Here is a 19,037-nt window from a genome sequence, read left to right on the forward strand (position 1 = left end):
GATATCGACGCCGCGGGTCTGCCCTTTTTGAAGGGCCTGAATCCGCCTGCCGGTCCCAAGACCGTGGAGGAGCTGCGGGAGATCATTGAATACGCGGGCGTGCCCTTCATTCTGAAAGGAATCATGACTGTGAAGGGCGCGGAAAAGGCGCTGGAGGCCGGGGCCGCGGGCATCGTGGTATCCAACCCCGGCGGCCGGGTGCAGGACGGCGTGCCGCCCACGGCCCAGGTGCTGCCCGCCATTGCGAAGGCCGTGAAGGGCCGGATGATGATTCTGGTGGACGGCGGCATCCGCAGCGGTCTGGATGTGTTCCGGGCGCTGGCGCTGGGTGCGGACGCGGCCCTGCTGGCCCGCCCCTATGTGACCGCCGTGTACGGCGGTGGGGCCGAGGGTGTGGCGCTGCTCACCAATAAGCTCAAGACCGAGCTGCAGGACACCATGGCCATGTGCGGTGTGCACAGTCTGGCCGAGATCGGCCCTGAGCTGATCTGGCAGCCGTAAGCGGAACGAAACGAAAAAATGCCGCCGGGGGATTTCCCCGGCGGCATTTTTGTGCTTGTTTGATGAATCAGGCCTCGTCCACGGGCTCCTGAACTTCGTCGGCGACGTCCACGTCCTCCTCGGCGCTGAGGGGTTCGTCGTCAAAGTCCTCGCTGAACAGCAGCTGCTCGTATTCGTCCAGCTCCTTCTCGCGGCGGCGGATGTACAGCCAGGCAGCGGTCAGTGCACCTACGGCACCAGCCAGAAACAGCAGAACGGCAACAAAGGTAGAATGCTTCATAATCGATTCCTCCTTGAGTATGGCCGGGCAAAATGCACCGGTCCGGAATTCGTTGTATATAGGTTTATTATATCCCGCCGGGCGGTGGAATACAATATGAATTTGTGAACATGCACGAAAAAGCGGATGTTTCAGCCCTCTGTTTCCAGCAGCGGGCGGAAGGCATTGAAGGCTCCGGGCAGGGTGTACTGCTGCTCCAGTGCGGCCCGGTCTGCCCACACATAGCCGGCGGGAAGCGGAGCTGCCCCGGCCTCGGCCTGCCAGCCGCTCATGCGCCACTCGATGTGGCTGAAAATGTGCTTGGCGGGCTTGAGGGGATTGCCAAGCCGAACCGAAAGGCCAAGGGCCGCCAGCCGATCGGCGGCCTCCTGACGGGAGAGCTCCGCCTCAAAGAGGACGGGCTGCCACAGTCCGGCCAGCAGGCCGGCGTTCGGGCGGCGCTGGAGCAGCCAGCCCTTTTCGCTTCTGACCAGCAGCACCGTGACCGGCTGAATGCGGCGGGCTTTGGCGGCTTTTTTCACCGGCAGGGTGTTCTGGGTGCCGGCCTGGCGGGCTCGGCACAGGTGGGCCAGCGGGCAGGCTTCGCACAGCGGCTCGCCGTTGGGCAGGCAGACCAGCGCACCCAGCTCCATCAATGCCTCGTTGTAGGGGCCGGGCGCCTCCGGCGGCTGGTGCTCCATCACCCACTGGGTATAGGCCTTTTTGGTTTTGGGGTCCGCGATGTCCCGGTCGTCGTTGTACAGGCGGCTGAACACCCGCAGTACGTTGCCGTCCACCGCGGGCACCGGCAGATGGAAGGCGATGGACCCGATGGCCCCGGCGGTGTAGTCCCCGATGCCGGGCAGCGCCAGCAGCTTTTTATGGTCGGCGGGCAGCTGGCCGCCGTATTCCTGGCACACGATGCGAGCCGCCTTCTGCAGATTGCGCACCCGGCTGTAGTAGCCCAGCCCCTCCCACAGCTTGTGCAGCTTCTCCTCGTCGCACTCGGCCAGGTCCCGGATGGTGGGCAGGGCCTTCATCCAGCGGTCGTAATATTCCAGCGCGGCGGCCACCCGGGTCTGCTGCAGCATGATCTCGCTGACCCAGATGTGGTAGGGAGTGGGGTCCTGCCGGAAGGGCAGAGTGCGGGCGTTCTTGGAAAACCAGGCCAGAAGGTCCGGTGCGATGGGGGAAAGAGTGGGCATGGGTGTTTTCTCCTTTTGGGTTGTCTCTGGGTAGTATACCACGCCTGGGGCGGCGGCAAAAGCCTTTTTGCGCCCGACGGACCTTGACAGATTCTGCCATAGGTGGTATAGTTAGTTGCACAAGTAATGAACCAATGAACAAGAGGCGAAAAGGAGGCCGAGGCTGTGAATGGAACGCTGAACGATCAAAGTTCCATCTATCTGCAGATCGCAAAAATGCTGGAGGACAGCATCCTGCGCGGCATTTACCGGGAGGGTGAGCAGGTGCCCAGCACCAACGAGCTGGCAAGGCAATACAGCATCAACCCGGCCACAGCAGCAAAGGGCATCAACCTGCTGGTGGATGAGGGCGTGCTGTACAAAAAGCGGGGCATCGGCATGTTTGTGGCCGAGGGTGCGGTGGCGCTGGTGCAGCAAAAGCGCCGGGCCGCTTTTTACCAGCAGTATGTGACCGCCCTGGCAAAAGAGGCGAAAAGCCTGGGCCTGGGCGAGGAGGAACTGGCCGGCATGATCCGCCGGGACTACAGCGAGGCCCAGTAAGGGCCGGGGAGGAACATGAGTATGGAACAGATGGCATTGAAGGCCGTGGGCCTGAACAAGAGCTTTGGAACCAAAGAGGTGCTGAAAAACCTGGACCTGACCATCGAACCGGGCCGCATTTATGGCCTGATCGGCCGCAACGGGGCGGGCAAGACCACTCTGCTGGCCCTGCTCACTGCACAGCTGGCGGCGGACGGCGGCCGGATTACCTATGGCGATGCACCGGTGTGGGAGAACCCGGCGGCGCTGAGCCGGCTGTGCTTTTCCCGGGAGTTTTCCGGCGCGCCCAACAGCGTGGCCGCCGGACTGAAGGTGAAGGACTATTTCCGCATCGCCTCCATCTATTACAAAAACTGGGACGACGCCTACGCCCACCGGCTGGCCCAGCGGTTCGGGCTGGAGGAGAACAAGCGGATCAACAAGCTGTCCAAGGGCATGCTGAGCATGGTCACCATCGTGGTGGCGTTGGCCAGCCGGGCGCCCATCACCCTGTTGGACGAGCCGGTGGCGGGCCTGGATGTGGTGGCCCGGGAGCTGTTCTACAAGCTGCTGCTGGAGGACTACGCCGAGACCGGACGCACCTTTGTGGTGTCCACCCATATTATTGAAGAAGCGGCCGCCGTGTTCGAGGAGGTCATCATCCTGGACGAGGGCCGCATTGTGGAACAGGCCCCCACTGAGGAGCTGGTGGCCCAGTTCCACCTGATCAGCGGCCGGGAGGATGAAGTGGATGCTGCCGCGCAGGGCCTGACGGTGCTCTCCACCGAGCGGATGGGCCGCCACAAGGCGGTGACCGTGCGCTGCGGCGAAAATGAGCTGGCACAGGCGGTAAGCGGCCGGGATGTGGATGTGACCCCGCTGAACCTGCAAAAGGTGTTTGTGGCCCTGTGCGGCCACGGGGAGGTGCAGGATGGTTAACAACATCAGAGCTTTCTGGCGGTATCCGGCCACCGGGATGGGCATACTGTTCGGGTTTGTGTTGTTCTGCCTGGCGAGTACGGCACTGTTTGGGCCGGAATCCATATTTTCCACCTATATCCGGGGCGGCGTGATGGCATTCTTTATCATGTGCCCGATCCTCGGCTCCTCAACGGTTCGCAGCCTGGTGAACATCGGTCTGGCCATGGGTGCGGTACGCAAAAGCCTGTGGGCCACCATGGAGCTGGCTATCGCCGCACAGGCACTGGTCTGCCTGCCCATGCAGGCATTGCTGGACTGGGGCGCAGCGGCTTTTATGCCGGAGGAGGCGGCGAGCTTTCTCACGCTGTCGGCAAAAGGGGTTTCCGGCCTGGCGCTGTTTTTGCTGCTGTGGGCTATAGGAGCCATGGGCGGCTGGCTGTCGCTGGTGCAGAAAACCGGCTGGAAGATCTTTGGCTGGGGACTGGTGATGCTGCTGTATCTGGGATACATCGCCGCCATGGTCGCCCACATGATCTTCTCGTTTTTCGGCATGAATACCATCCTGTGGGGCATCTGCGGCGCGAGTCTTGTGGTGGGCGGCGCGGCCAGCTTCGGGCTGTACCGCCAGTGCCGCACTGCTCAAGTGAACTGGCTGTGAGGAAAGGAGCGGACGGGAAATGAAGAAAGAGACGCTGCGCCGCCAGTGGCTGCTGTACGGCAGCGGGCTGGACTGGCAGCTGGGCGCGGTGGCCGTGTTCTGGCTGCTGTTCGAGGGCGTCACGGCGGTGGCGCTGGCTGTCACCGGAGAAAAGACCACGGTGATCCTCTCCGCCATGATCTGCCTGATCCTGCTGGCCTTTGTGAGTGTGTTCACCGGGCTTCAGCGGGTGAACCGGGTGCTCACGCTGGGCATTGCCCTGGGCGGGACTCGGCGGCAGCAGGTGCTGCGCTGTGTGGCCTGGCATCTGGGCGGCGCACTGGCAAGCGCTGTGCTGCTCTTCGGCTTGAATGGGCTGAGTCACCTGATCTACCGGCTGGCCTATGCGCCCCAGGGCATTGTGCTGGACATGGACGGCCTGGCCCTGCTGCCCACGGTGGAGTGGCTGTTGATTTTGCTGGCCCCGGTGCTGCTGAGCATCTGCGTGGCGGCCACAGTGAATACGCTGGGCCCCAAAGGATATTGGGTTGTGTGGGTGCTGTGGATGCTGATCTGCTTTTCGCCCAAGTATCTGATCGAGCTGTATGAGAAAAGCCCCGCTGCTCTGTGGACGCTGATGGCAGTACTGACGGTGGTGCTGCTGGGCTGGACGGTCTGGGCGGTGCGGCGGCTGCTGCACTGGACGGTACGGGAGCTGTAAATTCGATGATTTTGTGAAAAGAGCGGGATGTGCCGAAGTTTGGCGCATCCCGCTCTGGCGTTTAAGGGCCGGGTGTGGTACACTGGGGATATTATTCCAAGTGGGGCACAGGGAAAAAGGCCCCCGGGCAAAGGAGGCGGTAATAATGCCGCAGAAAAAACGAAATGATTTTGCCGTAGCAGTGGGCCTGTTGGGCCTGGGCTTTACCTGCATGCTGGTGATCAGTATGCTCGGGGCCAGCCTGATGACCATGGCGGCGGTGTGGACGACGGACAAGGTGACCACCGATCTGCTGTTGCTCCTGAACGATGTGGGAATTTACGGCCTGGGGCTGCCGGTGCTGCTGGCCATCGGGCATTTCCTGCCCAGCACAGCGCCCTTTCCGCTGCGGCCGGTGCGGGCGCTGCGCCCGGTCACCTTCGCCCGGGCGGCGGCGGTGGGCTATGGCAGCTGCATGGTCGTCAACCTGGCGTCGCTGCTGCTGCTCACGGCGATTCGCACCCTGGCAGGCCTGCCGGAGGGCGACAGCGTGAACGGAATGATGGATCAGGTTTCGCCCTGGGCGTCGCTGATCCTGATCAGCCTGGTGCCCGCGGTGGCCGAAGAGCTGGTGTTCCGGGGCTATCTGTACCGCAAGCTGATCCGATTCGGTCAGCTGCCTTATATTCTAATCTCTGCTTTCTTCTTCGGCAGCTTCCATGGCAATCTGGATCAGTTCTTCTACGCCTTCGTGCTGGGCTGCTGGCTGGGATATCTGGTTTGCCGTACCGGCAGTGTGGTCTACGGCATGCTGATTCATCTGTTTATCAACTTCTTCAGCAGCTGTGTGCTTACCAGCGCAGGTGAGAGCGCGGTGGCCAATACGCTGCTGGGCGCCTGCATTCTGGTGATGGCGGGCTGGGGCCTGGTACAGCTCTGGGACTTCCACCGCCGCTTGTTCGTGCGCCCTGCCACCGGCCTGCCGGCGCATCCGGTACGGGCGGTGCTGCTCAACCCGGGTATGATTCTGTGGTTCATCACCTTTGTGGTTGTGTGTGTGCTCAATCTGCTCGGGTGAGCGCGCTGCCCCTTGCAAGCAGCAGCAAAATTCGATATAATCAGGAAAAGTTACTGATTCTGGAGGACTTGCGATGAAATTCATCAGCTGGAACGTGAACGGCCTGCGGGCGGTGCTGAAAAAGGGCTTTGCCGAAAGCTTTGCTACCCTGGACGCGGATATCTTCTGCTTGCAGGAGACCAAGTGCCAGCCCGGTCAGGCGGAATTTGAGCCGGAGGGCTACACCGAATATTTTTACAGCGCCGAGAAGAAGGGCTATTCCGGCACGGCCTGCTACTGCAAGCAGCCGCCGCTGAGCGTGCGCTACGGCATCGGACCGGAGGAGCACAGCCACGAGGGCCGGGCCATCACGCTGGAATACCCGGAGTTCTACCTGGTGAACGTTTACACCCCAAACGCCCAGGAGGGGCTGGCCCGCATCGACTACCGAATGCAGTGGGAGGATGACCTGCGCGCCTACCTGATGGAGCTGGACAAGGAAAAGCCGGTGATCTACTGCGGTGATCTGAACGTGGCCCACAACGAGATTGACCTGAAGAACCCCAAGACCAACCGGGGCAACGCGGGCTTCTCGGACCAGGAGCGGGAGAAGATGACCCGGCTGCTTGCCAGCGGCTTTGCGGACAGCTTCCGTGCCCTGTATCCGGACAAGACCGGCGCCTACAGCTGGTGGAGCTACCGCTTCAACGCCCGCAAAAACAACGCGGGGTGGCGCATCGATTATTTCATTGTGTCCGACCGGCTGATGGATAAGGTGAAGGACAGCGTGATCTATGCGGACATCGAGGGCAGCGACCACTGCCCGGTGGGTCTGATCATCGATTTGTAAATCGGCTGAAAAGAAAAACAGCGCCCCACCCGGGAATTTACCGGGTGGGGCGTTTGTACAATTCTGCCTGAGAGAGATAAATCACGCCGTTTCTCTTGCATACAGAGGTAGGATAGGATATAGTTAAAAGGTCAGGCCAAAAGCAAAGGCCTGACCGAGAACGAGAGAAAACCCTGATCCATAAGAAAGGAAACGCGGTTTATTATGAAAGCTTTACTGGATATCCTGCGCGGTATCGTGATCGGTATCGCAAACATCATTCCCGGCGTGTCCGGCGGCACCATGGCGGTGTCCATGGGCATCTACGACAAGCTGATCAGCGCGGTCACCGGCCTGTTCAAGCATTTTAAGGAGAGCATGAAGCTACTGATTCCCCTGGGCATCGGCATGGGCATCGGCATCGTGGGCTTCGGCTTCTTGCTGGAGTACCTGCTGGAGGCCCATGTGCTGGCCACCTGCCTGACCTTTGTGGGTCTGATCCTGGGCGGTCTGCCCATCCTGTGGATGAACCTGCGCAGCAACGTGGCCAAAAAGCCCAGCCGCCGCATCGGCGCGGGCGAGGTCATCAGCTTCCTGGTGCTGCTGGCCATCGGCGTGGGCTTGCCTCTGCTGCAGGGCTCCGAGGGCGCGGTGAAAACCCTGACCCTGAATCCGGGCACCGCTGTGGTGCTGTTCCTGCTGGGCCTGATCGCCAGCGCCACCATGGTCATTCCCGGTGTGTCCGGCAGCATGGTGCTGATGGTGCTGGGCTACTACAGCACCATTCTGGCACTGGTTACCGGAACCGTGACCATGCTCAAGGATATGGACATCGGCGGCGTGATCAACAACTGCCTGCTGCTGGCTCCCTTCGGCGTGGGCGTGGTGCTGGGCATCTTCCTGATCGCCAAGATCATTGAGTATCTGTTCCAGCGTTTCCCCAGCCAGACCTTCGCGGCCATCATCGGCCTGATCGTCTCCTCTCCCTTTGCCATCCTCTATTCCGCCGACGCTCTGAGCGGCTTCTCGGTGGTGGAGCTGGTGGTTGGCCTGGTGCTGGCTGTGCTGGGCGCCTGGGGCACCTGGCTCATGGGCAGCAAGGAAGAGGCCTGATTTCTGCCACAGAAAACGAGCAAGCGGCATGCCGCCTGCTCGTTTTTTTGTGAGCGTTAAAAAATTCTTTGGATTTGTGAAGAAAACCTCCTTTCAGGTTCGTTTTATTCGGCGAAGGGGAAAACAAGCAAGGGAAGGGGGCGTTCAGCCGAGTGACCAATGCACAGTTCAGCGCACTGGTGGAGCAGTATCAGAAGCTGGTCTATACCGTGTGCTACCAGCTGGTACGGGATCACCAGCTGGCCGAAGACCTGACCCAGGATACCTTCGTGGCGGCCTTTTCCCACATGGACGACTGCCCTCCCGAGCACTACAAGCCCTGGCTGGCCCGCATCGCGGCCAATAAGGCCCGCGACCATCTGAAGAGCGCCTGGAACCGGCGAGTGACCGCCCCCGGCGACGAGGCCATGCCGGAAACGGCGGCGGTGGGCGCCGCACCTCCCGGGCCGGAGGACCTGACCGTAAGCGAGACCGAGGCCGCAGCCATTCGCCAGATGGTGAAGGACCTGCGGGAACCCTATTACCAGGTGTCGGTGATGTATTTTCTGCAGGAGCGCAGCGTGGATGAGATTGCCCGCGCCCTGCGCCGCCCGCCCAAAACGGTGCACACCCAGCTGTATCGGGCCAAACGCCTGCTGCAGCAGCAGATCACAGAAAGGAGACAGGCGCAATGACGGAACTGTTTTTACAAACCGGCCATCTGAGCGACGAGGGACTGCAGGCCCTCATCGACGGAACGCTGGATGAGATGCAGCGGCTGGAGGCCGCGGAGCACCTGAGCTTCTGCGACGAGTGCCTGGCGCGATATACCGCACTGCTCACCGGGGATGTGCTGGAGGAGCCGGAGCAGGATGTGACCCTGCCGGTGATGCGCAGGCTGCGCCGCCGGGCGGTGAAGATCGCCTGGAACCGGTACGCGGCCGCGGCTGCTGCGGTGGTCATCACCGCGGGCCTGTGGTACAGCGGGGTGTTTGGCGGCGCGATGGAGGCACTGGCCGTCCAGCCGCCCGCCCTGGAGCAGACCGCACAGGAGCAGCAGCCCGGCCCGCTGGGTCAGCTGCTGGAGCGCATTGAGGGCAAGCCCAACCGGCCGGACAACGGCCTTGGCCCGGAGCACCGGCCCGACAATATCCATCAGCTGGATGAGCCGGACGATGAGCCGGATGAGGAACCGGAGCAGGAAACCGATGGTGGACTGAGCCAATGGCTGAGCCAATTCCTTGACCGGAATGAAAACTGATTAAAACGACTGAATGGGAGCGTGTGACAATATGATCAAAAATGGATTTTTGACCTTTTGCTTTTCCTTTATCCCGGGCGCGGGGCAGATGTATCAGGGATACATGAAGCGCGGCCTTTCTCAGGTGACGGCCTTTGTACTGCTCATCGCTTTGGGAGCGGGATTGTTCGGACCCATCGCGGTGTTTGCCGCCGTGGTGTATATGTACAGCTTTTTCGATTCGCTGAACCTGCGCAGCCAGCTGAAGATGGGCATCTGTCCGCCGGACGATTACCAGTTCAATCTGGATGAGCTGAAGGGTTTGGCCCGGCTGGCCATGCAGCGCCACAATCTGGTGGGCTGGGGCCTGGTGCTGCTGGGCGTGTGGGGCCTGTACTCCAACTTTATCTATCCCTGGGTGTGGGACCTGGCCGACATCTTCGGCTACGACAACCCGGTGGTGAATGCGGTGCGCTCTCTCATCAACAACCTGCCCACGCTGGCGGTATCCGTGGTGTTTGTGTATGCGGGTGTTCGCCTGATCCGGGGCTTCGGCATCCAGAAGGGCGGCGAGCTGCCCCAGGAGCTGGATGAGGACTTCACCGAATACAAGGGCGAGTAAGGGAGGAACAGACAATGAACCATACGGATTTTGAACCCATGACTCCCATGGAAGAAAACACACAGGCGACAGAGCAGGCTGCGGCGCCGGAATACACCCGGCAGCCCCGGCGGGACAAAATGCCCCGCCCCGCTCAGCCCAAGGTGCGCCGGGTAGGCTTTTTCACCCTGGGCGTCGCGCTGATCCTCACCGGCGGCTGCATTGCTGCCAGCCTGATGCTGCAAAACTTCCCGCTGCTCACGGCGGCAAAGCTGGCCCCGCTGGTGCTGGTGGCGCTGGGCGTGGAGGTGCTGTGGGCCAATGCCCGCAAGGGTGACGCCCAGCTGAAATACGATCTGCTGAGCATGTTTGTTTGCTTTGTGCTCATCTGCGCCAGCATGAGTGCGGCCACGGTGCCCGTTCTGCTGCGCTATTACGGGCCGGACCGGGAATACACCCAGCAGCGGCTGGAGCAGGAGCTGGAGCAGCAGGTATATGAGAAGCTGCCCACCGGTATTGTGCTGGACGGTTACAGCTATGTGGATCTGAACCGGATGGAGTTCGACAAGGATATGACACTGGCGGATCTGAAGAGCGAGGATCTGGTGCGGCTGAACCTGACTCTGGCCGGGACCTACGCGGACGAGAATGCCTTTGCCGAGGTTTGTGCACAGACGCTGCCCGCCCTGCGGGAGCTGGGTGTGGACCAGGTGGATTTCCACACGGAACACGGCGACGATCAGTGGGAGCTGCAGATCGGCGGTCCGTTCCAGATGAATGCCAGCGCCCAGGAGCTGGCCGGTCAGGTGACCCACATGGTGCGCTACTGGGAGGATGACCAGTACAGCTGGTGGGAGAAGGAAGAGCTGGATGCGTATCTGGCCCAAAAGGCGCAGAACGACCAGCAGGAGCCCCAGCCGGAGGAGGATTCCGTGGAGAGCGCTCTTGAGGAATCCGCCGAGACCGTCACGGAGGAAACAACTGCTGTTGAGAACGGCTGAGCCCCGAAAAACGGAAAAACAACAAAAGCCCCGCCGGGCTGTGCGAAAACGCATGCCCGGCGGGGCTTTCTTTTTGATGATCAGTAGACGAAGGCGTTCTGAATCAGATAGTTGATGACGAACAGTGCCACGTCCACAGGAATTTTTGCTCCCAGCTCCGGCAGACCCGGGAGCAGCGAGACCAGCAGCGCCACCAGAAAGGCGCTGGCCAGAGTCTTGAGCACAGTGAGGATGGTGTAAAGGGTGGCGCTGCGCTGGTGGGCGGTCCGGCTCTGGAACACAAAGAAATAGTTGATCAGGTAGTTCATCAGGCTGGAGAGCACCCGCGCCGCAATGGTTGCGGCGGTGATGTAGACCGCCTCGGGCAGGTAGGGCCGCAGCGCGCAGCACAGCAGCCAGAACGCCCCCAGATCCATCCCGGAGGAAACCAGCGAGGAGGCCGCGAAGGGTACAAAGGTGCGCCAGCCGCGCGTTTCGGCGGCGGGTGTCTGAGAAATTGAAGAATGCATCGGATTGTTCACTCCATAAAAATAACAGGGTTACAGTGCTTCGCGCACAGCAGCCAGAATGGACCGGGCGCTGCGCAGCGCGTCGGGGGAAAGCTGGGTGGGCGAGAGCTCCACGCCCAGGTCCTCCAGCCCCTCGAACAGGGTGATGCGGGCAAGGGAATCCATCAGCCCGCTCTCAATCAGGTCCACGCCGTCCTCCAGCGCCCGGGGCGTGCCGCAGACACTGGCGATCAGGTTCAGGATCACATCGTCGGAAAGCTGCATCAGATATGCCTCCTTTTTTGCGCTCAAAGCAGAAATTCCCGGGTCAGGCGTGCCCGGTCGCATTTGCCGTTTTCGGTCACCGGCAGCGCGTCCAGCCAGAGAAAGCGGCCGGGCAGCATGTAAGCCGGTAGCCGCAAAGCCAGCAGGCGGCGGGCTTCCTCGTCCGGCAGGCGGGCACTCTCCTCGGCCTGCAAAAAGGCGCAGATGCGGCGCACCCGGCCGTCCGGTGTGCGCTGGGGCAGCACCGCCGCCCGTTCCACGCCGGGCAGGGTGCGCAGCGCGGCCTCCACCTCGCCGGGCTCGATGCGCCAGCCGCAGTATTTCAGCTGATCGTCCAGCCGTCCGGTGCACCAGATATGGCCGTCCTTCACAAAGCCGCTGTCGCCGGTGTGGTACCATTCGCCGGAAAACCGGGCGTCGCCGCTGCCGGGCAGGTAGCCGGAAAACACACTTTCGCCCCGCAGGGCCAGCTCGCCGGCCTCACCTTCGGACAGCACTGTGCCCTCCGGGCTGAGAGCGGCGATCTCCACCGCGGCGTCTTCCACAAGGCCCACCGGCAGGGGACCTTCCCTGAAAGTGGTCAGAGCGTCGGCGGCGTTCACCGCGCACACCGCGCAGGCGGCCTCGGTGGGACCGTAGGCGTTCAGCAGGGATGCGCCGGGGAAGCGGGCCAGGAATTTTTCCGCCGCAGACCGCGGCAGCACCTCGCCGCAGCAGAACACCGCACGAAGTTTGGGCATCAGCGCGGGGGAAAAGTTCTTGTCGCACAGGCACAGTTCCAGAAAAGTGGGGGTGCAGACCAGCACCGCCGCGCCGCTGGCGCTAAGCCTTCGGAACAGCAGGGCCGGGTCGGCCAGCTCCTGGCGGGTCAGGCTCACCAGCCGCCCCTGCCCGCAGAAGGCGAGGGTCAGGTCCGCCAGCGAGAGATCGAAGGAAAAGGCCGCCTGCCCCACCACCGTTTCACCGGGGGCAAGGGCCAGACCGGGCCGGGCGGTGAGCCAGCGGGCGAAGTTCGCCAGAGCCCGGCGGGGCACCGGGATGCCCTTGGGCTGGCCGGTGCTGCCGGAGGAAAACAGGATGTAGGCGGTCTGCTCCGGGTCGCAGGGCCGGGGCGCGGCCAGCGGTTCGATGATGCCCGGCGCGCTCATGGGCCAGAGGGGCGCGGCGGGCAGCTGGTTCGGCCAGGGGGCGGGGGCTTCGTCCGCAAACAGCAGGGCAGACGCGCCCGCCTGGCGGAAGACTGCCTCCACCCGGGCGGCGGGCCAGCTCTCGTCACAGGGCACATAGGCCCGGCCCGCCAGCAGGCAGGCCAGCATGCCTACCGGCAGGGCGGGCTGCTTGTGGCCATAAAGAAGCACCGGACCTTCGCCCGGCCAAAGCTGCTCCAGCGCGGCGGCCAGCACCCGGGCCCGGGTGAGCAGCTGACCGTAGCTAAGCCCCCATCCTCCGCTTTCGTAGGCGGGCAGATGGGGGCTTTTGGCGCAGCGTGTTACAAGATCGTTCCAGTTGACAGGTTCCTTCACAGGGGATTCTCCTTTTGCATAGGGCAGCACCAGCGGCCACCGTCCTCTTCGCGCAGTTCTTCAGGCGGGATCAGCGCCGGGTCAAACAGCACCCGGGACCGGTTGTCCAGGATCAGGTCCCGGCGCAGCACTGTGCCGGTTGCCCGGTCGATGGTGAGCTTGTACACCTGGCTCAGGCGGTAGTAGCCGTCCTCCAGGCGGGCGTAGTGACTGTTTTCCTCCACCAGCCGGTAGCGGCAGGGGAAGGGCTGCAGGCTTCGCAGCTCGCCGCAGAGCTCGTCCTCCCGCAGCCAGATGAGAAGCTGCACCGGCTGGCCGGTGTCGTTGCGAAAGCGATAGTCCACATTGTTGTAAAACACCGAGGTGCCGGTGCCAAAGGGCACGGTGCGCCGCTCATCCGGGAACAGGGCGTCGGAATGATGGTGCAGCTCGGTGACGGTGAGGGGGCTGTTCAGCACCAGCCAGTGGATCAGATTCGCCAGCTGGCACAGCCCGCCGCCGATGCCCCGGCCCAGCTTGCCGCCGGAGATGGTCAGCCCCTCCCGGTAGCCCTTGCGGCGGGTGGCATTGCCCACCGTGCGCCAGAAGGAAAAGGTCTCGCCGGGAGCGATGATCAGCCCGTTCACCTTCGCGGCGGCCAGCATAAGGTTTTGAGCCTTGCCCTCCTGCAATGCGGGGTCTACCCCGGCCAGCTTGCGGCGGATTACCGAGCAGTGCCCCTTCACCAGAGCGGGCAGCGGCTCGGCCTGCCGGGCAGAGGCAAACCGCTGGCGGCTCACCAGATCCTTTGTGTGGCGCAAAAGCCGTTCCTTGCGCAGCGAGAGCTGGTAGCACACCGGCCCGTATTCACAAAACAGCTTGCGCCGCGCCATGGCAGTTCCTCCTTGCGGTTTTCCGGGTCACCCGGGAAACGTATAAGCTTACGATACAATATCCCGCAGGCAATGTCAAACGGCGAGAGATTGATCTGTTAAAAAATAAACGTATTTGTAAAATGGTTTTTGGTTGTACTTTGGACCGCCCCGTGCTACACTGAACATGGATTACTTCAAAAGTTTGAACAGTTGCCGGAGCCGATTTTGGCCCGGTGGAAAGGTGAGAAAAATGAAACTGCTCAAAGGATATACCAGGGAAGAAAAAAGCTGGATGATGTACGACTGGGCCAACAGCGCCCATTCGGTGATCGTGGTCACCATCCTGCCCATCTTCTACAATACGGTCGTGGGCTATATGGCGGACTCTGCCTCCGGCATGAGCACCTGGGGCTACGCCACCAGTGCGGCCATGGCCATCGTAGCGCTGCTGGCTCCGGTGCTGGGCGTGTTCGGTGACTTCAAGGGCATGCGCAAAAAGCTGTTTGTGGGCTTTATGCTGGTGGGCGTTGTGTCCTGCGCGCTGATGGCCGTCACCCCCATGATGGACTTCATGGAGCCGGGCATGGCGGAAAAGGTGGGTATGGCGGTGCTGGCGCTGTACATCCTGTCCACCATCGGTTTCGCGGGCGCGAACCTTTATTACGACAGCTTTTTGAACGATGTAACCACCGAGGACCGGATGGACAAGGTGTCCACCATGGGCTACGGCATGGGCTACATCGGCGGCTCCACCATCCCGCTGCTGGCATTTCTGATTTTGAACCTGGTGCTGGGCAGCGATAAGATGCTGTTCTGTTTGTCCTTTGCCTTCGGCCTGACCGCCGTGTGGTGGCTGGTGTTCAGCATCCCTCTGCTGAAAAATGTGGAGCAGAAGAGCTACAACGAAAAGACCAAGGGCGCTGTGGGCCATGCGCTTCGGGGCCTGGGGAGCACCGTGAAGGAGATCTTCCATCACAAGGCCATGTTCGTGTATCTGATCGCCTACTTCTTCTACATCGACGGCGTGAATACCATCATCCATATGTCCACCAGCTACGGCGATACCCTGGGCCTGGATTCCACCAGCATGCTGCTGGCGCTGCTGCTGGTGCAGGTGCTGGGCCTGCCCTTCTGCCTGCTGTACATCAAGGCCAGTGAGAAGTTCGGCGCCCGCACCATGGTGGGCGTGGGCATCTGCATCTATGTGGGCGTGACCATCTTCGGCTTCTTCCTGCGTGAGGTCTGGCAGTTCTGGGTGATGGCCATCATGGTGGCCACCAGCCAGGGCGGCATCCAGGCGCTGAGCCGCAGCATGTTCGGCAAGATGATCCCGGACAAAAAGCGCAGCGGTGAGTTCTTCGGCTTCTACGATATCTTCGGCAAGTTCAGTGCCATCATGGGCCCGGCCCTGGTGGGCTGGAGCAGCGCCATCGCATCGGGTGTGGCCCTGAACAAGATGGGCCTGACCCGCGCCACCGCCAGCGCCGAGGTGCTGGCCCAGGTGGACACCGCGGCCGCGCCCTGGGGCATTCTGAGCCTGCTGCTGATCTTCTTCGTGGGCGGCGGGTTGTATTTCTTCGTGCTGCCCCGTTACCTGAACGAGAAAAAGTAAAATACAAAAAGAAAACCGCCCCGGGGCAAAAAACGACTGGCCCCGGCGGCGGTTTTCTTTTATAATCTAGATAGAATCGAAAAAAAGCGGGCGCGCGGCCCGCAGGACCCCCGGCCCCCAGACGGGCCGGGGCAAATGGTGCTGCCACGAAAACGGCACAAAACAGAAAGGACACCCCATGTTCGAGATCTTCAAACAAACAGCGGAATACAAGCGCCTGCAAACGGCGCTGCAGACCCCCGGCGCGGCGGCGTTGTTCGGCATGCCCCCGGTGGCCCACGCCCGCATTCTGAGCGAGTTGGCGGCAGACGGCGGCCGCAGCCTGCTGGTGGTGACTCCCGGCGAGGCGGAGGCCACCCGGTTTGCCCAGGACCTGGAGGCGCTGGGTATGCCCGCCGCGGTCTTCCCGCCCCGAGATTTTCTTCTGCGGCCCATCGAGGGAGCGGGCAGAGAATACGAGTACCGCCGCCTGGCGGTGCTGGGCGATCTGGTGGGCGGCCGCCTGCGGGCGGTGTGCGTGCCCGCCGAAGCCCTGCTGCAATACACCGTGCCGAAAGCGGAATTCTGTGCCAACACCCTGACCTTGAAGCCGGGGATGACCATCCCGGTGAAGGAATTGACCGCCCGGCTGCTGGCGGCGGGCTACCACCGGCGCAGCCAGGTGGAGGGTCCCGGCCAGTTTAGCGTGCGGGGCGGCATCGTGGACGTGTTCCCGCCGGATTCCAAGGCTCCCGCCCGTGCGGAGTTCTGGGGCGATGAGATCGACACCCTGAACAGCTTTGACATTCTCAGCCAGCGCCGGGACGACGCGCTGGAGAAGGTGTACATCTCGCCCGCCCGGGAGGTGCTGTTCGGCGACGCGGCCGAGACCGCCGCCGCGTTGCGCAGCGCCCTCGCCGCCCAGAAGGGCCGCCGGTCCGGCGCCATGGAAAAGGCCATGGAGGCGGATCTGGCCCAGCTGGACGCGGGCCTTGTGCCCGAGGCGCTGGACAAGTACCTGGGCATCCGATACCCCAAGCCCGCCACCCTGCTGGACTATTTCGACAACGCCATTCTGGTGCTGGAGGAGCCCAGCGCCATCCGGGAGGCCCACAAGGCCACCCAGTTCCGCCGCACCGAGGAGATGAAGGGCCTGTTTGAGGAGGGGCTGCTCTGCCCGGGGCTGGATGTGCTGTATCAGGACCTGCCGGACCTGATGCATGCGGTGGACAGCATGCCCAGCCTGTGCTGCGAGAACTTTGCCCGCACCATGCCGGAGGTAAAGCTCAAGGACATCGTGAACGCCCCGGCCCACGCCCACCCGCCCTTCAGCGGCGAGGTGGCCTCGCTGGCCGAGGATCTGGAGCCGCTGACCAGGCAGGGCTATGTGGTGGAGCTGCTGGCGGGTACCTCCCGCGCCGCCGCAGCTCTTGCCAGGGACCTGGCGGCCAAGGGTTTTGCCGCCACTGCCGCGAAGGATGTACTGCCCGGCCCGGGTGTGGTCGCGGTGCGGCCGGGCCACCTGACCGGCGGCGCGGAGTTCCCCTTTGCCAAATACGCCCTCTTCACCAGCCGCAAGGCGGGCAGCGCCGACACCGGCAAAAAGCCCGCGAAAAAGAAGAACAAGGACGCGCTTTCCAGCCTGACCGACATCAAGCCCGGCGACTATGTGGTGCACCAGAACCACGGCATCGGCATGTACACCGGTATCCAGCGGCTGGAGGTGCAGGGCGTGGTGAAGGACTACCTGAAGATCAGCTACGACAAAGGTGATACCCTGTATGTGCCGGTCACCCAGCTGGACCTGCTCAGCCGCTACACCGCTCCCGGCGATTCCGACAAGGTGAAGCTGGCGAAGTTAGGCGGCACCGAATGGGCCAAGACCCGCCGCCGGGTGAAGACCGCCGCCGCCGAGATGGCCCAGGAGCTGATCGAGCTGTACGCCAAGCGGCGGCAGGCCAAGGGCTTCGCCTTCCCGGAGGACAGCGACTGGCAGCGGGACTTTGAGACCCGCTTTGAATACGACGAGACCGGCGACCAGCTCACCGCCGCCGCCGAGATCAAAAAGGATATGGAAAAGCCCTGGCCCATGGACCGGCTGCTCTGCGGCGACGTGGGCGTGGGCAAGACCGAGGTGGCCCTGCGTGCGGCCTTCAAGTGCATCATGGGCGGCAAGCAGTGTGCTATTCTGGCCCCCACCACCCTGCTGGCCTGGCAGCACTACAACGGCCTGCTGGCCCGGATGGAGGCCTTCCCGGTAAAGGCTGGGCTGCTCAGCCGGTTCCGCACTCCCACCCAGCAGAAGAACACCCTGCGGGGCCTGAAGGAGGGCACCGTGGATGTGGTGGTGGGTACCCACCGGCTGCTGAGCGACGATGTGAAGTTCAAGGACTTAGGCCTGGTGATCATCGACGAAGAGCAGCGCTTCGGCGTCAAGCACAAGGAGAAGCTGAAGGAAGCCTTCATCGGGGTGGATATGCTCACCCTGTCCGCCACGCCCATCCCCCGCACCCTGAACATGGCCATGAGCGGCATCCGGGACATGAGCACCATCGAGGAGCCCCCGGTGGAGCGCCAGCCCATCGAGACCTACGTGATGGAATACGACCGGACCATCGTGGCCGAGGCCATCAAAAAGGAACTGGCCCGGGGCGGTCAGGTCTACTACCTGCACAACCGGGTGGACAGCATCGATGCCTGCGCCGGAATGGTGGGCCAGATGGTACCCGGGGCGCGCATTGCCACCGCCCACGGCAAGATGACCGAGGAGCAGCTGTCCAAGGTGTGGCAGCAGCTGCTGGACGGCGAGATCGATGTGCTGGTCTGCACCACCCTGATCGAGACCGGCGTGGATGTGCGAAACTGCAACACCCTCATCATCGAGGATTCCGACAAGATGGGTCTGGCTCAGCTGTATCAGATCCGGGGACGGGTGGGCCGCTCCGGCCGCAAGGCCTACGCCTACTTCACCTTCCAGCGGGACCGGGTGCTCACCGATGTGGCCGCCAAGCGGCTTTCCGCCATTCGCGAGTTCACCAGCTTCGGCTCCGGCTTCCGCATCGCCATGCGGGACCTGCAGATCCGGGGCGCAGGCAGTTTGCTGGGCCAGAGCCAGCACGGCCACATGGAGGCGGTGGGCTATGACCTGTATGTGAAGATCCTGAACAACGCCATCGCCATGGCCAAGGGCGAGGAGCTGCAGCCGGACAAGAGCGAATGCCTGATTGACATTACGGTGGACGCTTACATCCCCGAGCGGTACATCGCCGAGGCGGCGGGCCGCATCGAGGCCTACAAGCGGATCGCCGCCATCGAGACCGAGGAGGACGCCCAGGACGTGCTGGACGAGCTGATCGACCGGTACGGCGATGTGCCCGCCAGCGTGGTGGGCCTGGTGGATATCTCGCTGGTGCGTGTGAGCGCCGCCCGGGCCGGCATCTACGAGATCGGCCAGAAGCGGGATGCGCTGATCCTCTATTCCGATACGCTGAACGCCCAGCGCATCAAGCTGGCGGTGGCGACCCTGCCCGGGCGCATCACCGTGAACAGCAGCGCCAAGCCCTATCTGGCGGTGCGGGTGGCCTCCGGCGAAAAGCCGCTGGACATTCTGAAACAGGTGCTGAATGCCCTGGGACCTGTGCAGGAAAGTGCTTCGACTGCGGAAAAAGCATAAAATTACATGCAAACGCCGCACAACGGGCAAGAAGAATGAAGGCAACACCGCATAATTCACG

The 19,037-nt window shown here is 62.7% G+C and carries 20 protein-coding genes; 14 read left to right on the top strand and 6 right to left on the bottom strand.

The window, feature by feature from the left end:
* Positions 1 to 501, top strand: a 501-nt coding sequence (locus tag J7G73_RS05065; protein ID WP_291245476.1) for an alpha-hydroxy-acid oxidizing protein, incomplete at its 5' end; no start/stop codon positions are given.
* Positions 502 to 568: 67 nt separating this feature from the next.
* Here J7G73_RS05065 and J7G73_RS05070 read toward each other — a convergent pair.
* Positions 569 to 781: a hypothetical protein gene (locus tag J7G73_RS05070; RefSeq protein ID WP_087295521.1), complete on the bottom strand. Its 213-nt coding sequence runs from the start codon at positions 779 to 781 to the stop codon at positions 569 to 571.
* A 131-nt stretch (positions 782 to 912) separates the two neighbouring features.
* Positions 913 to 1,965 (bottom strand): A/G-specific adenine glycosylase, encoded by a 1,053-nt coding sequence (gene mutY / locus J7G73_RS05075; protein WP_291245477.1) that lies wholly within the window; start codon positions 1,963 to 1,965, stop codon positions 913 to 915.
* A 165-nt stretch (positions 1,966 to 2,130) separates the two neighbouring features.
* Between mutY and J7G73_RS05080 the strand changes: the two genes are divergently transcribed.
* The 11 genes from J7G73_RS05080 to J7G73_RS05130 all read left to right on the top strand — a co-directional run bounded on the left by J7G73_RS05080 (position 2,131) and on the right by J7G73_RS05130 (position 10,562).
* Positions 2,131 to 2,505: a GntR family transcriptional regulator gene (locus tag J7G73_RS05080; protein ID WP_291245478.1), complete on the top strand. Its 375-nt coding sequence runs from the start codon at positions 2,131 to 2,133 to the stop codon at positions 2,503 to 2,505.
* Positions 2,506 to 2,526: 21 nt separating this feature from the next.
* Entirely contained in the window at positions 2,527 to 3,423 is an 897-nt protein-coding gene (locus tag J7G73_RS05085) for an ABC transporter ATP-binding protein (RefSeq protein ID WP_291245479.1), read from the top strand.
* On the top strand, positions 3,416 to 4,063 hold the full coding sequence (locus J7G73_RS05090) for a hypothetical protein (protein ID WP_291245480.1): 648 nt from the start codon (positions 3,416 to 3,418) through the stop codon (positions 4,061 to 4,063). Before J7G73_RS05085 ends, J7G73_RS05090 begins: the two co-directional genes overlap by 8 nt.
* A gap of 19 nt (positions 4,064 to 4,082) precedes the next feature.
* Complete coding sequence (locus tag J7G73_RS05095) at positions 4,083 to 4,763, top strand: hypothetical protein (protein ID WP_291245481.1); 681 nt, start codon at positions 4,083 to 4,085, stop codon at positions 4,761 to 4,763.
* A gap of 145 nt (positions 4,764 to 4,908) precedes the next feature.
* Complete coding sequence (locus tag J7G73_RS05100) at positions 4,909 to 5,820, top strand: CPBP family intramembrane glutamic endopeptidase (RefSeq protein WP_291245482.1); 912 nt, start codon at positions 4,909 to 4,911, stop codon at positions 5,818 to 5,820.
* Between the two features lie 73 nt (positions 5,821 to 5,893).
* Positions 5,894 to 6,649, top strand: a complete 756-nt coding sequence (locus J7G73_RS05105) for an exodeoxyribonuclease III (protein ID WP_291245483.1) — start codon at positions 5,894 to 5,896, stop codon at positions 6,647 to 6,649.
* A 204-nt stretch (positions 6,650 to 6,853) separates the two neighbouring features.
* Positions 6,854 to 7,741, top strand: coding sequence for a DUF368 domain-containing protein (locus J7G73_RS05110; RefSeq protein ID WP_087295510.1), 888 nt, complete (start codon positions 6,854 to 6,856; stop codon positions 7,739 to 7,741).
* Between the two features lie 152 nt (positions 7,742 to 7,893).
* On the top strand, positions 7,894 to 8,415 hold the full coding sequence (locus J7G73_RS05115; protein ID WP_206423070.1) for a sigma-70 family RNA polymerase sigma factor: 522 nt from the start codon (positions 7,894 to 7,896) through the stop codon (positions 8,413 to 8,415).
* The gene (locus J7G73_RS05120) at positions 8,412 to 8,981 is read left to right on the top strand and encodes a hypothetical protein (RefSeq protein WP_291245484.1); all 570 of its coding nucleotides are present in this window, start codon (positions 8,412 to 8,414) and stop codon (positions 8,979 to 8,981) included. The genes J7G73_RS05115 and J7G73_RS05120 overlap by 4 nt, the downstream gene beginning before the upstream one ends.
* A gap of 88 nt (positions 8,982 to 9,069) precedes the next feature.
* The gene (locus J7G73_RS05125; protein ID WP_291245485.1) at positions 9,070 to 9,582 is read left to right on the top strand and encodes a hypothetical protein; all 513 of its coding nucleotides are present in this window, start codon (positions 9,070 to 9,072) and stop codon (positions 9,580 to 9,582) included.
* A gap of 14 nt (positions 9,583 to 9,596) precedes the next feature.
* On the top strand, positions 9,597 to 10,562 hold the full coding sequence (locus J7G73_RS05130; RefSeq protein WP_291245486.1) for a hypothetical protein: 966 nt from the start codon (positions 9,597 to 9,599) through the stop codon (positions 10,560 to 10,562).
* An 80-nt stretch (positions 10,563 to 10,642) separates the two neighbouring features.
* Here J7G73_RS05130 and J7G73_RS05135 read toward each other — a convergent pair whose 3' ends face one another.
* Genes J7G73_RS05135 through J7G73_RS05150 form a run of 4 tightly spaced genes read right to left on the bottom strand, consistent with a single transcriptional unit; the run spans position 10,643 to position 13,730 of the window.
* Entirely contained in the window at positions 10,643 to 11,071 is a 429-nt protein-coding gene (locus J7G73_RS05135) for a GtrA family protein (RefSeq protein WP_087295502.1), read from the bottom strand.
* A 30-nt stretch (positions 11,072 to 11,101) separates the two neighbouring features.
* Complete coding sequence (locus J7G73_RS05140) at positions 11,102 to 11,335, bottom strand: phosphopantetheine-binding protein (RefSeq protein WP_143424726.1); 234 nt, start codon at positions 11,333 to 11,335, stop codon at positions 11,102 to 11,104.
* Between the two features lie 23 nt (positions 11,336 to 11,358).
* Positions 11,359 to 12,858, bottom strand: a complete 1,500-nt coding sequence (locus J7G73_RS05145) for an AMP-binding protein (protein ID WP_291245487.1) — start codon at positions 12,856 to 12,858, stop codon at positions 11,359 to 11,361.
* A complete protein-coding gene (locus J7G73_RS05150; protein WP_291245488.1) occupies positions 12,855 to 13,730 on the bottom strand; it encodes a VanW family protein in 876 nt (291 codons plus the stop codon). The genes J7G73_RS05145 and J7G73_RS05150 overlap by 4 nt, the downstream gene beginning before the upstream one ends.
* 232 nt (positions 13,731 to 13,962) lie before the next feature.
* Here J7G73_RS05150 and J7G73_RS05155 point away from each other — a divergent pair, with 232 nt between their 5' ends.
* A complete protein-coding gene (locus J7G73_RS05155) occupies positions 13,963 to 15,324 on the top strand; it encodes an MFS transporter (RefSeq protein ID WP_087295494.1) in 1,362 nt (453 codons plus the stop codon).
* Positions 15,325 to 15,502: 178 nt separating this feature from the next.
* The gene (mfd, locus tag J7G73_RS05160) at positions 15,503 to 18,976 is read left to right on the top strand and encodes a transcription-repair coupling factor (protein ID WP_291245489.1); all 3,474 of its coding nucleotides are present in this window, start codon (positions 15,503 to 15,505) and stop codon (positions 18,974 to 18,976) included.
* Positions 18,977 to 19,037 lie beyond the last annotated feature (61 nt).

The sequence above is a fragment of the Allofournierella sp. genome (assembly GCF_017889395.1).
Classification (GTDB): domain Bacteria; phylum Bacillota; class Clostridia; order Oscillospirales; family Ruminococcaceae; genus Allofournierella.